The following is a 14,342-nucleotide window of genomic DNA, read 5'->3' as shown; positions in this document are numbered from 1 at the left end:
CCGCCGCCCGCGCCGCCGATCCCAAACAGGTGGCCATGGAGCGGACCATCCGCACCAGCTTCTCGGTGGCCATCGTCGACGGGATGATCGTCGCCCTGTGCTCGCTGGTCGCGGGCGTCATCCTGATGCTGTTCATCCCGGTGGCGACCCTCCGGGAGCGCCCCATGGCGGCGGCCAAGGCGGCGGAGCCTGGCGGGGACATCGCGGCGGAGGCGGGGGAGGTTTAGGGCCACACCCTCTCCGCTCGTCCCGGCGAAGGCCGGGATCCAGGTCGTAGGTCAGGGACTGCGCCAAGAACCTGAATTCGGTGGATGACCTCTGGGTCCCGGCCTTGACTGCTTCGCGCCGCCGCTTCGCGGTCGCCGGGATGAGCGGGTTTTGGACTTCACAGAAAGCTGTACGGGTCCACGTCGATGGCCACACGGATCATGCCGGGGGGGCGGAACCGCGCGCGCCAGGCGGCGAGGTAGGCCGACAGATCCACCGTGCGATCGGCGCGGATGAGGAAGCGCTTGCGGCGACGGCCGCGGATCAGGCCGAGCGGGGCGTCGGCGGGGCCGTAGACGGCGACGCCCTCGGCGTTGGGCGCGGTCTGGGCCATCTTTTCCACGAAGGCCTCAAGCTGGACGGCGTCGGGGCCTGAGACGATGAGGGCCGCCAGCCGGCCATAGGGCGGCAGGCCGGCGATCTCGCGTTCCTCCAGCTCGGCGGTGGTGAACGCGTCGCGGTCCTGGGCCTTCAGGGCCTGCATGACGGGATGCTCCGGGGCGTAGGTCTGCAGCATGGCGCGGCCGGGGCGGTCCTTGCGGCCGGCGCGGCCGGTGGCCTGGGCCAGCAGCTGGTAGGTGCGCTCGGCGGCCCGCAGATCCCCGCCGCGCAGGCCGAGGTCGGCGTCCACCACCCCCACCAGGGTCAGGCCCGGGAAGTTGTGGCCCTTGGCGGCGGCCTGGGTGGCGACGAGAATATCGATCTGCCCCTCCTCCATGGCCTGGATCAGGCGCTTGGCCTCCCGCGCATCCCAGACGGTGTCGGAGGAGAAGATGGCGATACGCGCGTCGGGGAACAGGCCGCGCGCCTCCTCCTCCACCCGCTCCACCCCGGGACCGATGGAGGTCAGGCTGTCCTTGGCGCCGCAGTGGGGGCAGGCCAGCGGCTTGGGCATGGAGAAGCCGGTCAGGTGGCAGACCAGGCGGCCGGAATAGCGGTGCTCCACCAGCCAGGAGTCGGTGTCGGGGGAGGTCATCCGCTCGCCGCAAGCCTTGCACAGCACCAGGGGGGCGTAACCCCGCCGGTTGAGGAACAGCAGGGTCTGCTCGCCCCGCGCCCAGGTCTCGCCCATGGCCTTCACCAGGGGGGCCGAGAGCCAGCGGCCGTTGTCGGGCGGGGTCTCGCGCATGTCGATGAGCGTGATGTCGGGGAGGACGGCGACCCCGTGGCGGGAGGTCAGGCGCAGCCAGCGATAGCGGCCGGTCTCGGCGTTGCGCAGGGATTCAAGGGAGGGGGTCGCCGAGGCCAGGACCACGGCGGCCTCCTCGATCTTGCCGCGCGCCACGGCCAGGTCGCGGGCCTGGTAGATGAAGCCCTCCTCCTGCTTGTAGGAGGCGTCGTGTTCCTCATCGACGACGATGAGGGCCAGCTTGGCGAAGGGCAGGAACAGGGCCGAACGGGCGCCGATGACGATGCGGCACTGGCTGGTGGCCACGGCTTCCCACACCCGCCGCCGGGCGGGCGGGGTGATGTCGGAATGCCATTCGGCGGGCGCGGCGCCGAACCGGGCGGCGACCCGGGCGATCACCGCCTGGGTGAGCGCGATCTCCGGCAGCAGGATCAGCACCTGGGCTTGCGGATCGGCGGCCAGGGCCGCGGCCACGGCCTCCAGATAGACCTCGGTCTTGCCCGAGCCGGTGATCCCGTCCAGCAGGGCGACGTTGAAGCCCCCCTCCCCCAGCATAGCGACCAAGGCCTTGGCGGCGGCGTCCTGGCTGGGATTGAGCGGGTGACCGACCCGCGACAGGTCGGGGGGCGCGAAGGCCACGGGCGCCTCCACCAGGCGCACAGCCAGCACGCCCTCGTCCACCAGGCCCTTGATGACGCCCGACGAGACGCCGGCGGCGCGGGCGAGGTCGGGCGGGGAGAGGCGCTGGTCGGCGACCGTCTCCAGCGCCTTGGTCCGGGCCGGGGTGGCGCGGGCGGGCTGCACCCCAGTCGCTTCGACGACCTTCTCCGGTTTCGCCTTCTGGGCGCGTGCGCCGCGCAGGGTGATGGCCAGGGGCGAGCCCGGCGAATCCACCGAATAGCGGGCGGCCCACTGGATGAACTCCAGGGCGCGGGCCGGCAGGGGCGGATCGTCCAGCTTGCCCTCGATGACCTTCAGGGGGCGATTGCCGCCGGTCCCGTCCCTCAGCGCGGTGACCACGCCGCGCAGCAGCCGTGGGCCCAGCGGGGCGGCGACCTGGTCGCCGACCTGGAGGTCCATCCCCTCCGGCTCCTCGTAATCGAAGGCCTCGGGCAGGGGCATGGGTAGCAGGATGGAGGCGATACGGCGGGTCAATTGAAACACCGCTCATCCCGGCGAAGGCCGGGACCCAGATTCATCCCGCACCCCAAATGCTGGCCCGCTGTTCGTGTGGTTCGTGGACAATCTTGATAGGCCTCTGCGGCGTCGCTCCCGAAAGAATTGGAACCACGAACCACACGAACGCGGGTCCTGGTCGACGTTTGGAGATGAATCTGGGTCCCGGCCTTCGCCGGGATGAGCGGAGGTGTGTCCATCACGACCCGCACATAGGCTGGCCGCGCCGGGGCGCAGAGGCTAAGGAAGCCCCGTTCATTTCCGCGCAGAGGCCCGTCATGCAGCTCTTTCTCGACACCACGGACACCGCCGTCCTGAAGGACCTGGCCGCCACGGGCCTGGTGGACGGCGTCACCACCAATCCCACTCTCATCGCCAAGTCCGGCCGGCCCATGCTGGAGGTCATCGCCGAGATTTGCGATCTCGTCGAGGGCCCCGTGAGCGCCGAGGTGGCCGCCACCGACGTGGAAGGCATGCTGAAGGAGGGCGCCAAGCTGGCCGCCATCGCCACCAATGTGGTGGTCAAGCTGCCCCTGACCCGCGAGGGGCTGATCGCCACCGCCGAGTTCGCCGTGCAGGGCATCGCCACCAATGTCACCCTGTGCTTCACCGCCGCCCAGGCCATGCTGGCCGCCAAGGCCGGCGCCACCTACATCTCGCCCTTCATCGGCCGGCTGGACGACTACGGCATGGATGGGATGGACCTGATCCGCGAGATCCGCGCCATTTACGACACCTATGATTTCGACACCGAGATTCTGGCCGCCTCGATCCGCAACCCCGCCCACGTGACCGCCGCCGCCCTGTCCGGCGCCGACTGCGCGACGATTCCACCCGGGGTTTTCTTGGACCTCTTCAAGCACCCGTTAACCGAGAAGGGTCTTGAACAGTTCATGAGCGACTGGGCCAAAACGGGTCAGTCCATTCTGTAGAAGCACAGGGGCGGATGCATGGATCTCGGGGTCGGGCTGAAGGATCAGACGCTGGGCCCCGATGAGGTGCGCCGCTTCCTCGCCGACAATCGCGACTTCCTGCTGTCCGACACCGCCCTGATGGCGGAGCTGGGCCTGCGCCCCGAGGCCGCCAATGTGGTGGAGTTCGGTCCCGCGGCGCTCGCCCGCGTGCACGAGGCGCACAAGAAGGAATCCAAGGCCCGCAAGCACCTGGAAGCCACGGCGCGCGCCAATTTCGCGGCCCAGGCCCAGACCCACGGCGCGGTCGTCGACCTGCTCGACGCCCGCAACCATGCCGATCTGGCGCGACGGGTGGACGAACTGGCCCAGCTGCGCTTCGGCCTGGCCGCCGGCGTCGTCGCCCTGGAGGGACCTGACCGCACCCCGGCCGGCTGGCGGGTGATGGCCGAGGGTCAGATCGACCTGGTCATCGGCCACCAGCGCGTGGCCCTGATGGGCTTCCAACCGACCGCGCTTGGCCTGTTCGGCGAGCGGGCGCCGCAGATCAAGTCCATGGCCATGGTGCGCATGGCGATCTGGGAGCCGGCCCGCACCGGCCTGCTGGCCTTTGGCTCGGCCGATGAGCACGGCTTCACCGAGGACATGGGCGCCGAGCTGGTGGCCTTCCTGGCCCGGGTGGTGGAACGCACGGCGGAGCGATGGCCGGTCCTGTGACCACCGCCCGCGCCGTCCTGGCGGAGTGGCTGGTCCACCTGGCCCAGGAGCGGCGCGCCTCGCCGCGCACCGTGGAGGCCTATGGCTTCGCCGCCGGCCGCTACATCACCTTTCAGGAGGGGCATCGGGGCGAGATCCTGACGCTTGCGGCCTGCGGTGAGCTGACCGCGGGCGAGATCCGCGCCTGGCTGGCCCACCTTCGGTCCGGCGACCATCCGCTGTCTCCCCGGTCGCTGTCGCAGTCCCTGTCGGCGATCCGCACCTTCCATCGCTATCTCGACCGCCGCCACGACACCCCCAACCCCCACCTCGCCCTGGTGCGAGGCCCCCGGGTGAAGCCGTCGGCGCCGCGCCCGGTCACCGAGGACCAGGCGCGCGGCCTGATCGCCGAACCCTCGATGGATCCCGATCGAGAAGACTGGGAAGTCGCCCGCGACGAGGCGGTGCTGACCCTGCTCTATGGCTGCGGCCTGCGGATCTCCGAGGGGCTGTCGCTGAAGCGGTCGGACGCGCCGCTGGGGGATAGCCTGCGGATCGTCGGCAAGGGGTCGAAGACCCGGATCGTGCCGGTGCTGCCCGTCGTGCGCGAGGCCGTGGACGCCTATCTGGCGACGGTTCCCTTTGTGCTGTCGCCCGGCGAGCCGCTGTTCCGCGCCAAGCGGGGCGGAGCGCTCAGCCCGCGCCATGTCCAGGCCACGGTGCAGCTGTTGCGGCGTCGCCTGGGCCTGCCCGCCAGCGCCACGCCGCACGCCCTGCGCCACTCCTTCGCCACCCACCTGCTGGGGGCCGGCGCCGATCTGCGCTCCATCCAGGAACTGCTGGGCCACGCCTCCCTGTCCACGACCCAGCGCTATACAGACGTGGACGCCGCGGCGTTGCTGAGCGCCTACAACAGCGCGCATCCGCACGCGTGATTTTTTCCGCTCGTCCCGGCGAAGGCCGGGATCCAGGTCGTAGGTCACGACCTGCGCCAAGCATCCTGAATTCTGCGGATGAATCTGGGTCCCGGCCTTCGCCGGGATGAGCGGGTTGGGTTATCGCAGATGCGCCGTCTCGTTGAGGCTGAGGATCGCCCGCTGGCCGCTGCGGGCGCACATGTAGCGGTGGATGCTGGTGTAGCGGGGCTCGAAGAACAGGCGCGGGGCCATGCCCAGCACATGGGCGGTCCAGACATTGATCACCCCGCCGTGGCAGAAGACCGCCACCCGCTGGCCGGGATGGCTCTCGATGATCTCCTCCAGGGCCGCGACCACCGCCTGCTGGAAGACGCCGATGTCCACCCCGTGCTCGCCGTCGGCCATGGCCTTCCAGGCCGCGTAGTCCTCGCGCTTCAGCTCCTCCATGGGGACATAGGCGCCTGAGTCACGGTCGAACTCGGCGATGCCGTCGTGGTGGCGCAGCTCGTGGCCGCTGTGGGCGAGCAGGGGACCGGCGGTCTCGATGGCGCGCAGCATGGGGCTGGAATAGACCGCGTCGAAGGTCTCGCCGGCCAGCCATTGCGCCACCTTGCGGGACTGATCATGGCCCTCGTCGTGCAGGGGCGGATCGGAGCTTTGCGCGCTGCGCACCGGCAGCCCATGGCGGATGAGCACGAGTTCCATCGGTTTCCTTACCCGGAGGCTTTGCGCCCAGGGGACCGGGTTTTCGGGCGCGCCGCAAGGGCTCAGCTCCAGGCGGTCGAAGGCCTCTCCATGCGCACCCAGGAAACGCCGTCATCGCCCTGCGCGACCTCGGCGAAGCCCTCACGGGCGTAGAAGGCCCGCGCCCGGATATTGGCGGTCTGGCACTTCAGCGCCAGCGCATTGGGCGCGGCGGCCGCGACATGATCCAGCAGGGCCTTGCCGACACTGTGGCCGCGGACATCGACATAGAGAGAGTGCAGGAACGAGGCGCGGCGATAGAGGGCCGCGACGCCGGCGATGCGGCGCTCGAGGACGGCCACATAGACCTCCTCCTCTCGGGCGTCGCGAAGGAAGTCCTGGGCGTTGTGGCGCCAGGCCGGAAGCCAGGTGAAGGTTTCGCGCAGCACCTTCTGATAGATGGCGCCGGCGACGGGCAGCTCCTCCGGGCGGGCCCGGCGGACCAACATCAGGCCTGCATGGTCCAGCCCTCGACCCCCATGGCGGCCTGGCGGCCGGCCTCGGACCGGGTGGGGTGAGGGTGGACGGTGCGAGCCACGTCCTCGCTGGCGGCGCGGAACGCCATGGCCACGCAGTATTCGCCGATCATCTCGCCGGCCTGGGGGCCGATGATGTGGACGCCGAGGATCTCGTCGGTGGCCGCGTCGGCCAGCACCTTGGCGAAGCCGTCGGTCTCGTGGTTGATCTTGGCGCGGCTGTTGGCGGTGAAGGGGAACTTGCCGGCCTTGTAGGCGACGCCGGCCTCCTTGAGCTGCTCCTCGGTCTTCCCGACCCAAGCGACCTCCGGGTAGGTGTAGACCACGCTGGGGACCAGATTGTAGTCCACGTGGCCGTACTTGCCGGCGATGAGCTCCATCACCGCCACGGAGTCCTCCTCGGCCTTGTGGGCCAGCATGGGGCCGTGGATGGCGTCGCCGATGGCCCAGACGCCGGGCGCCGAGGTCTTGAAGTGGTCGGTCTCGATGAAGCCGCGCTTGTCGGGGACCACGCCCACGCTCTCCAGGCCCAGGCCGTCGGTATAGGGACGGCGGCCGATGGCCAGCAGGACGTAGTCTGCGGTCAGGGTTTCGATCTCGCCGCCGGCCACCGGCTCGACGGTGAGGGTGACGCCGGTCTTGGAGGACTTGGCGCCGGTGACCTTGGAGCCGAGCTTGAAGGCCATGCCCTGCTTGGTGAGGGACCGCTGGAAGGTCTTGGCGGTCTCGGCGTCCATGCCCGGGGTGATGCGGTCGAGGAATTCCACGACGGTGACCTGCGCGCCCAGGCGGCGCCAGACCGAGCCCAGCTCCAGGCCGATGATGCCGGCGCCGATGACGATCAGGCTCCCCGGAACTTCCGGCAGGACCAGAGCGCCGGTCGAATCGACGATACGCTTGTTGTCCACCACCACGCCCGGCAGGCCCGAGGGCTCCGACCCGGTGGCGATGACGATGTTCTTGGTCTCCAGCACCGTGACCGAGCCGTCGGGGCCGGTGACCTCGACCTTGCCGGGTCCGGCGATCTTGCCCATGCCCTTGACCCAGTCGACCTTGTTCTTCTTGAACAGGAACTCGATGCCCTTGGTCAGGGCCGAGACGCTCTCGGCCTTCTGCTTCATCATCTGGGGCAGGTTTAGGGTCGGCGTCACCTCGATGCCGAGGGTGGCGAAGTCCTTATTGGCCAGATCGAACATCTCCGAGGCGTGCAGCAGGGCCTTGGACGGCATGCAGCCCACGTTCAGGCAGGTGCCCCCCAGGGTCTCGCGCTTCTCCACCACGGCCACCGACATGCCCAGCTGGCCCGCCCGGATCGCGCCGTTGTAGCCGGCGGGACCGCCCCCGATGATGACGACGTCGTATTGGGCCATGAGCCTGGTCTTCCGAATTGAGGTGCGCTGGGGAGGATATGGGGAGGCGGACGCCCCCTAGATATCCAGCAGCAGGCGTTCCGGGTTCTCGATGGCGTCCTTGACGTGGACCAGGAAGGTCACCGCGCCCTGGCCGTCCACCACGCGGTGGTCGTAGCTCAGCGCCAGGTACATCATCGGGCGGATCACCACCTGGCCGCCGATGGCCATGGGGCGCTCCTGGATCTTGTGCATGCCAAGGATGCCCGACTGCGGCGCGTTGAGGATCGGGGTCGACATCAGCGAGCCGTAGACCCCGCCATTGGAGATGGTGAAGGTGCCGCCCTGCAGGTCTTCCATGGCGAGCGCCCCGTCACGGGCCTTCTTGCCCAGGGCGCCGATGGCCTTTTCCACGCCGGCCAGGTTCAGGGCGTCGGCGTCGCGAACCACGGGAACCACCAGGCCGCGCTCGGTGCCGACGGCGACGCCGATGTCGTAGTGGTTCTTGTAGATGATGTCCTGGCCTTCGATCTCGGCGTTGACCTCCGGGACCTGCTTCAGGCCGTGGACCACGGCGGCCACGAAGAAGCTCATGAAGCCCAGCTTCACGCCGTGGGTCTTCTCGAAGACGTCCTTGTACTTGGTGCGCAGGGCCATGACGTTGGTCATGTCGACCTCGTTGAAGGTCGTCAGCATGGCCGCGGCGTTCTGGGCTTCCTTCAGACGTCGCGCGATGGTCTGGCGCAGGCGGGTCATGCGGACCCGCTCCTCACGTGCGTGGATCTCGCGGGGAGCCGAGGCGACAGGCGCGGCGGCGGGCGCATTGGCGCGCGCCTCGAGGGCGGCCAGCGCGTCGCCCTTGGTCACCCGCCCATCCTTGCCGGTCCCGGAAATCGCGGCGCCGTCGAGGTTGTTCTCGGCCACGATGCGTTGGGCCGAGGGCGCCAGCGGGGCCGCGGCGGCCGCGGGCTTGGGAGCGGCGGCCGTAGCGGGCGCAGGCGCCGGAGCCGGCGCAGGAGCCGGAGCAGCGGCCTTGGGAGCTTCGGCCTTGGCCGGGGCGGCGGCGACAGCGCCCTCGGTCACGTGACCCAGGACCGCGCCCGGCTCGACCGTGGCGCCTTCCTCGGCGCTGATGGAGGCCAACACCCCGTCAGCGGGGGCGGCGACTTCCAGGCTGACCTTGTCGGTCTCCAGTTCGACGAGGATCTCGTCCTTGCGGACCGCGTCCCCGGGCTTCTTGGCCCAGCGCGCCACAGTCGCCTCGGTGACGGATTCGCCGAGCGTGGGCGTCATGATGTCGGCCATTGGAGAGGTTCTTCCTGTTCTTTCGGGCGGTCGGTTTAGGCGAAGGCTTCAGCAAGGAACGTCTGGAGTTCCTTCATGTGCCGGCTCATCTGGCCGGCCGCGGTGGAGGCCGAGGCGGGGCGGCCGACATAACGGGCGCGCTTGGCCTTGATCTTCAGGCGTTCAAGGGTGAGCTCCAGCCAAGGGTCGACGAAGGTCCAGCCGCCCATGTTCTTTGGCTCTTCTTGACACCAAACGAGCTCAGCGTTGGGGAAACGCGACAGCTCGGTGGACAAGGACTTCACCGGCCACGGATAGAACTGCTCCAGGCGCATGAGATAGACGTCGTCGACGCCCTTCTCCTCGCGGGCGTCCAACAGGTCGTAATAGACCTTGCCCGAGCACAGTACGACGCGGCGGATCTTGTCGGGCTCCACCAGCTTGGTGGCGGTGTTGACGCCGCGCTCGGCGTCGTCGTGCAGCACGCGGTGGAAGGACGAGCCCTCCGCCAGGTCCACGAGCCGCGAGGTCGCCTTCTTGTGTCGCAGCAGCGACTTGGGGGTCATCACCACCAGGGGCTTGCGGAACTCCCGGCGCATCTGGCGGCGCAGGACGTGGAAGTAGTTGGCCGGCGTCGAGCAGTTGACGACCTGGAGGTTGTCCTCGGCGCAGAGCTGCAGGAAGCGCTCCAGGCGGGCCGAGGAGTGTTCCGGACCCTGGCCCTCGTAGCCGTGGGGCAGCAGCAGGACCAGGCCGCTCATGCGGAGCCACTTGCGCTCACCCGAGGAGATGAACTGGTCGATCACCACCTGGGCGCCGTTGGCGAAGTCGCCGAACTGGCCTTCCCACAGGACCAGGGTCTTGGGGTCGGCCAGCGAGAAGCCGTACTCGAAGCCCAGCACCGCCTCTTCCGACAGGGGGCTGTCGAGCACCTCGAAGTGAGCCTGGCCGGGGCGCAGGTTGGAGAGCGGCTGGTAGTGGGCCTCGGTGGTCTGGTCGATCAGGTCGCAGTGGCGCTGCACGAAGGTGCCGCGCACGCTGTCCTGGCCGGCCAGGCGGACGGGGAAGCCCTCGTCCAGCAGGGTGGCGAAGGCCAGGTGTTCGCCGGTGGCCCAGTCCAGACCCTCGCCGGTGTAGATGGCGGAGCGGCGGTTCTCGATGGCGCGCTTGACGGTCTTGTGGACATCGAGGCTTTCGGGGATCGCGGTGATCCGGGCGCCCAGGTCCAGGAGTTTCTGCAGGGGAACGCTGGTGTCGCCGCGGCGGTCGTCGCCGTCGGGCAGGGCCAGGCCCGCCCACTTGCCGTCCAGCCAGTCGGCCTTGTTGGCCTTGTAGGTCTTGCCGGACTCCATCTCCTGGTCGAGGAAGTCGTCGAACTCCTTCATCCAGGCGGCGACGTCGTCCACGGTGATGACACCCTCGCCGATCAGCTGGCGGGAGTAGATTTCGCGGGTCGAGGGGTGGTCCTTGATCTTGGCGTACATCAAGGGCGAGGTCATCGTCGGGTCGTCGCCCTCGTTGTGACCGAACCGGCGATAGCAGAACATGTCGATGACCACGTCCTTGCTGAACTGCTGGCGGAACTCGGTGGCCACCTTGGCGACATAGGTCACGGCCTCGGGGTCGTCGCCGTTCACGTGGAAGATCGGCGCCTCCACCATCAGGGCCACGTCCGACGGATAGGGCGAGGAGCGGCTGAAGGCCGGGGCCGTGGTGAAGCCGATCTGGTTGTTGACGATGAAGTGGATGGTGCCGCCGGTGCGGTAGCCCTTCACGCCCGAAATGGTGAAGCATTCGGCGATGACGCCCTGGCCCGCGAAGGCCGCGTCCCCGTGCAGCAGCAGGGGCAGGACGTGGTTGCGGCCAGAGTCAGGGGTGTCACGCAGGGTGTAGGCCTGCTTGGCGCGCACCTTGCCCAGCACCACCGGATTGACGATCTCCAGGTGGGAGGGGTTGGCGGTCAGCGACAGGTGGACATTGTTGCCGTCGAAGGCGCGGTCCGAGGAGGCGCCCATGTGGTACTTCACATCGCCCGACCCCTCGACGTCCGAGGGCAGGCTCGAGCCCCCTTGGAACTCGTGGAAGATGACCTGATAGGGCTTGGCCATCACCGCGGCGAGCACGTTCAGGCGGCCCCGGTGGGGCATGCCGATGACGATGTCCTTCACGCCCAGCGCGCCGCCACGCTTGATGATCTGCTCCAGGGCCGGAACCATGGCCTCGCCGCCGTCCAGGCCGAAGCGCTTGGTGCCGGGGAAGCGCTTGTGCAGGAACTTCTCGAAGCCTTCGGCCTCGATGAGCTTCTTCAGGATGGCGACCTTGCCCTCCTTGGTGAAGCTTATCTCCTTATCGCGACCCTCGATGCGCTCCTGCAGCCAGGCCTTCTGCTGCGGATCGGAGATGTGCATGTACTGCACGCCGATGTCGTTGCAGTAGGTGCGGCGCAGGATCGCCAGGATCTCGCGGATGGTGCCGGTTTCCAGGCCCAGCACGAAGTCCAGGAAGATCGGGCGGTCGTAGTCGGCCTCGGTGAAGCCGTAGGAGGCGGGGTCGAGCTCGGTGGCGTCGCCCTCCGGGATGGCGATGCCCAGGGGGTCCAGGTTGGCGCGCAGGTGGCCGCGCATCCGGTAGGCGCGGATCATCATGATGGCGCGCAGGGAATCGAGGGTGGCGGCCCGAACGGATTCGGGATTGGCGGCGGGCGCGGCGCGCTCGGCGACCTTGGCGCCGACCTTGGCCTCTACGGCCGGCCAAAGTCCGTCGATGGCCGAGAGCCAGTCGGGGCGGGTGGCGGGCGCGCTCTTCTGGGTCCAGCCGGGCCTGACGGCGGCGGCCTTGACCTCCTCGGCGCGGTCCTGCAGCGAGGCGAAGAAGGCGCGCCACGAGGCCTCGACCGCATTCGGGTCGGCGGCCCATTTCGCGTAGAGGTCCTCCACGAAGGCGGTGTTACCGCCATAGAGGAAGGAGGTCTCGGCGAGCACCTCGTTGATCAGACCTGCATCGTCCGCCATGTCTTCCGCTTTCCCGGAGGGACCGCGAAGCTTCAAAAGAGGAGCCGAGCGCGGACCGCCCTACGCTTGATTGTGCGCCCGACCGAACTTCTAGGAGTTCGGTCAAACACTTAGTGAGACCTTTCCTAACGCCGAACCGGCCCCCACTTCGGCTGGAAAGGTCTTAGGCGCCCTTGAGCACCTCAAGAAGGGTTTCGCCCAGTTTCGCCGGCGAAGGTGACACGCGGATGCCCGCAGCCTCCATCGCGGCGATCTTGTCCTCGGCGCCGCCCTTGCCGCCGGAGATGATCGCGCCCGCGTGACCCATGCGCCGACCAGGCGGCGCGGTGCGTCCTGCGATGAAGCCGACCATAGGCTTCTTGATTGCTGAATTCTTAATGAACTCAGCCGCGTCTTCTTCCGCCGACCCGCCAATCTCGCCGATCATGATGATCGACTCGGTCTCCGGGTCCTTCAGGAACATGTCGAGCATGTCGATGAACTCGGTGCCTTTCACCGGGTCGCCGCCGATGCCCACCGCCGTGGATTGGCCCAGGCCCACCTGGGTGGTCTGGAACACGGCTTCGTAGGTAAGCGTGCCCGAGCGCGAGACAACACCCACCGAGCCCTTCTTGAAGATATTCGCCGGCATGATGCCGATCTTGCAGGCTTCCGGGGTCAGGACGCCGGGGCAGTTGGGGCCGATCAGCCTGGTTTTTGAGCCGATCAGGGCGCGCTTCACCTGGATCATGTCGGCCACCGGGATGCCCTCGGTGATGCAGATCACCAGGGGGACTTCGGCGTCGATGGCTTCCAGGATGGAGTCCGCGGCGAAGGCGGGCGGAACATAGATGACGCTGGCGTCGGCGCCGGTGGCGCGGATCGCCTCGTCGACGGTGTCGAAGACCGGCAGGCCGATATGGGTGGAGCCGCCCTTACCGGGGGTGACGCCGCCGACCATCTTGGTGCCGAAAGCGATGGCCTGTTCGGAGTGGAAGGTGCCCTGGGCGCCGGTGACGCCCTGGCAGATGACGCGCGTCTCTTTGCCGATGAGGATGGACATCAGGCGGCTCCACGCACGGCGGCGACGATCTTCTCGGCGCCATCGGAAAGGTCGTTGGCGGCGATGACGTTCAGGCCGCTCTCATTGATGATCTTCTTGCCGAGCTCGGCGTTGGTGCCTTCCAGGCGCACCACCAGGGGAACCGTCAGGCCCACCTGCTTGACCGCGGCCACCACGCCCTGGGCCAGGACGTCGCAACGGGCGATGCCGCCGAAGATGTTCACCAGGATGCCCTTCACGTTGGGGTCGGCCATGATGATCTTGAAGGCCGCTGTCACCTTGGCTTCGTCGGCCCCACCGCCCACGTCCAGGAAGTTGGCGGGCTCGGCGCCGTAGAGCTTGATGATGTCCATGGTGGCCATGGCCAGGCCGGCGCCGTTGACCATGCAGCCGATCTCGCCGTCGAGGGCGATGTAGCTGAGGTCGAACTTGGAGGCCTCGATCTCCTTGGGGTCCTCCTCGCTCTCGTCGCGCAGGGCGACGATGTCGGCGTGGCGGTAGAGGGCGTTGCTGTCGAAGGAGACCTTGGCGTCGAGGACGCGCAGCTGATCGTCGGCGGTGACGATCAGCGGATTGATCTCCAGCATCGACATGTCCTTGGCCAGGAACGCCGTATAGAGCTGGCGCAGCAGCTTGCCGGCCTGCTTGGAGAGGTCGCCCCTGAGGCCCAGCGCCTTGGAGAGCTTCAGGCCGTGGTGGTTCCAGACGCCGGTGGCCGGGTCGATGGAGAAGGTGATGATCTTCTCTGGGGAGGAATGCGCCACCTCCTCGATGTCCATGCCGCCTTCGGTGGAGGCCACGACCGAGATCCGGCTCGTGTCCCGGTCCACCAGCAGGGACAGGTAGAATTCCTTGGCGATCGCCGCGCCCTCTTCGATGTAGAGGCGGTTGACCTGCTTGCCCTTGGGGCCGGTCTGGTGGGTCACCAGCACACGGCCGAGCATCTCGGCGGCGTTGGAGCGGACGTCATCGACGCTCTTGACCACCCGGACCCCGCCTTTGGCGTCGGGGCTGAGGCCCTCGAACACGCCCTTGCCGCGGCCGCCGGCATGGATCTGGGATTTCACCACGAAGACCGGGCCTCCGAGAGTTTCGGCCGCCTTGACGGCCTCCTCGACGGTGAAGGCCGGATAGCCACGCGGGACCGCCACGCCGAACTCGGAGAGGACGGCTTTGGCTTGATGCTCGTGTATATTCATGAGGTCGCGAGACGCGCTGTTTGGGCTCGCCCAGTGCGGCGAGAAGCCGGGGTATAAGCGCCGTTCCGGACCGTTGCAACCGCGCCACGGTCAGAAAAATAACGTTCGCGTCCAATTGTCCGGCGGGTGCGTTCCCTGCCG

At 68.4% G+C, this 14,342-nt stretch carries 12 protein-coding genes; 4 read left to right on the top strand and 8 right to left on the bottom strand.

Annotated elements, in window-relative coordinates:
* Positions 1–227, top strand: a 227-nt coding sequence (locus RMO97_RS15160; RefSeq protein WP_310541879.1) for a hypothetical protein, incomplete at its 5' end; no start/stop codon positions are given.
* Positions 228–385: 158 nt separating this feature from the next.
* Here RMO97_RS15160 and RMO97_RS15155 read toward each other — a convergent pair.
* Complete coding sequence (locus tag RMO97_RS15155; RefSeq protein ID WP_310541878.1) at positions 386–2,551, bottom strand: primosomal protein N'; 2,166 nt, start codon at positions 2,549–2,551, stop codon at positions 386–388.
* Between the two features lie 299 nt (positions 2,552–2,850).
* Between RMO97_RS15155 and fsa the strand changes: the two genes are divergently transcribed.
* Genes fsa through RMO97_RS15140 form a run of 3 tightly spaced genes read left to right on the top strand, consistent with a single transcriptional unit; the run spans position 2,851 to position 5,114 of the window.
* Positions 2,851–3,504: a fructose-6-phosphate aldolase gene (fsa, locus tag RMO97_RS15150; RefSeq protein WP_310541877.1), complete on the top strand. Its 654-nt coding sequence runs from the start codon at positions 2,851–2,853 to the stop codon at positions 3,502–3,504.
* Between the two features lie 18 nt (positions 3,505–3,522).
* A complete protein-coding gene (locus RMO97_RS15145) occupies positions 3,523–4,200 on the top strand; it encodes a DUF484 family protein (protein WP_310541876.1) in 678 nt (225 codons plus the stop codon).
* Entirely contained in the window at positions 4,185–5,114 is a 930-nt protein-coding gene (locus tag RMO97_RS15140; RefSeq protein ID WP_310541875.1) for a tyrosine recombinase XerC, read from the top strand. The genes RMO97_RS15145 and RMO97_RS15140 overlap by 16 nt, the downstream gene beginning before the upstream one ends.
* A gap of 120 nt (positions 5,115–5,234) precedes the next feature.
* Here the strand turns inward: RMO97_RS15140 and RMO97_RS15135 are convergent, their stop codons facing one another.
* The 7 genes from RMO97_RS15135 to sucC all read right to left on the bottom strand — a co-directional run bounded on the left by RMO97_RS15135 (position 5,235) and on the right by sucC (position 14,201).
* Entirely contained in the window at positions 5,235–5,801 is a 567-nt protein-coding gene (locus tag RMO97_RS15135) for a histidine phosphatase family protein (protein ID WP_310541874.1), read from the bottom strand.
* 62 nt (positions 5,802–5,863) lie between these two features.
* The gene (locus RMO97_RS15130) at positions 5,864–6,289 is read right to left on the bottom strand and encodes a GNAT family N-acetyltransferase (protein ID WP_310541873.1); all 426 of its coding nucleotides are present in this window, start codon (positions 6,287–6,289) and stop codon (positions 5,864–5,866) included.
* Entirely contained in the window at positions 6,289–7,686 is a 1,398-nt protein-coding gene (gene lpdA, locus RMO97_RS15125) for a dihydrolipoyl dehydrogenase (RefSeq protein ID WP_310541872.1), read from the bottom strand. Before lpdA ends, RMO97_RS15130 begins: the two co-directional genes overlap by 1 nt.
* Before the next feature lie 57 nt (positions 7,687–7,743).
* Positions 7,744–8,970 carry a 2-oxoglutarate dehydrogenase complex dihydrolipoyllysine-residue succinyltransferase gene (gene odhB, locus RMO97_RS15120; RefSeq protein ID WP_310541871.1) on the bottom strand — a complete coding sequence of 409 codons (1,227 nt, stop codon included), beginning with the start codon at positions 8,968–8,970 and terminating at the stop codon, positions 7,744–7,746.
* 35 nt (positions 8,971–9,005) lie between these two features.
* Positions 9,006–11,960, bottom strand: a complete 2,955-nt coding sequence (locus tag RMO97_RS15115) for a 2-oxoglutarate dehydrogenase E1 component (RefSeq protein ID WP_310541870.1) — start codon at positions 11,958–11,960, stop codon at positions 9,006–9,008.
* 163 nt (positions 11,961–12,123) lie between these two features.
* The gene (sucD, locus tag RMO97_RS15110) at positions 12,124–13,002 is read right to left on the bottom strand and encodes a succinate--CoA ligase subunit alpha (RefSeq protein WP_310541869.1); all 879 of its coding nucleotides are present in this window, start codon (positions 13,000–13,002) and stop codon (positions 12,124–12,126) included.
* Positions 13,002–14,201 (bottom strand): ADP-forming succinate--CoA ligase subunit beta, encoded by a 1,200-nt coding sequence (sucC, locus tag RMO97_RS15105; RefSeq protein WP_310541868.1) that lies wholly within the window; start codon positions 14,199–14,201, stop codon positions 13,002–13,004. Before sucC ends, sucD begins: the two co-directional genes overlap by 1 nt.
* Between the last annotated feature and the right edge of the window lie 141 nt (positions 14,202–14,342).

Origin of the sequence: Phenylobacterium sp. (assembly GCF_031425575.1) — a bacterium.
GTDB lineage: Bacteria > Pseudomonadota > Alphaproteobacteria > Caulobacterales > Caulobacteraceae > Phenylobacterium.
Note: the sequence above shows the minus strand (reverse complement) of the source record. Positions and strands in the feature narration are given on the sequence as shown.

Coding starts and splice junctions, on each gene's coding strand:
- sucD (WP_310541869.1), bottom strand. CDS start 13,002: ATGTCCATCCTCATCGGCAAAGAGACGCGCGTCATCTGCCAGGGCGTC.
- RMO97_RS15115 (WP_310541870.1), bottom strand. CDS start 11,960: ATGGCGGACGATGCAGGTCTGATCAACGAGGTGCTCGCCGAGACCTCC.
- RMO97_RS15130 (WP_310541873.1), bottom strand. CDS start 6,289: ATGTTGGTCCGCCGGGCCCGCCCGGAGGAGCTGCCCGTCGCCGGCGCC.
- lpdA (WP_310541872.1), bottom strand. CDS start 7,686: ATGGCCCAATACGACGTCGTCATCATCGGGGGCGGTCCCGCCGGCTAC.
- fsa (WP_310541877.1), top strand. CDS start 2,851: ATGCAGCTCTTTCTCGACACCACGGACACCGCCGTCCTGAAGGACCTG.
- odhB (WP_310541871.1), bottom strand. CDS start 8,970: ATGGCCGACATCATGACGCCCACGCTCGGCGAATCCGTCACCGAGGCG.
- RMO97_RS15145 (WP_310541876.1), top strand. CDS start 3,523: ATGGATCTCGGGGTCGGGCTGAAGGATCAGACGCTGGGCCCCGATGAG.
- RMO97_RS15135 (WP_310541874.1), bottom strand. CDS start 5,801: ATGGAACTCGTGCTCATCCGCCATGGGCTGCCGGTGCGCAGCGCGCAA.
- sucC (WP_310541868.1), bottom strand. CDS start 14,201: ATGAATATACACGAGCATCAAGCCAAAGCCGTCCTCTCCGAGTTCGGC.
- RMO97_RS15140 (WP_310541875.1), top strand. CDS start 4,185: ATGGCCGGTCCTGTGACCACCGCCCGCGCCGTCCTGGCGGAGTGGCTG.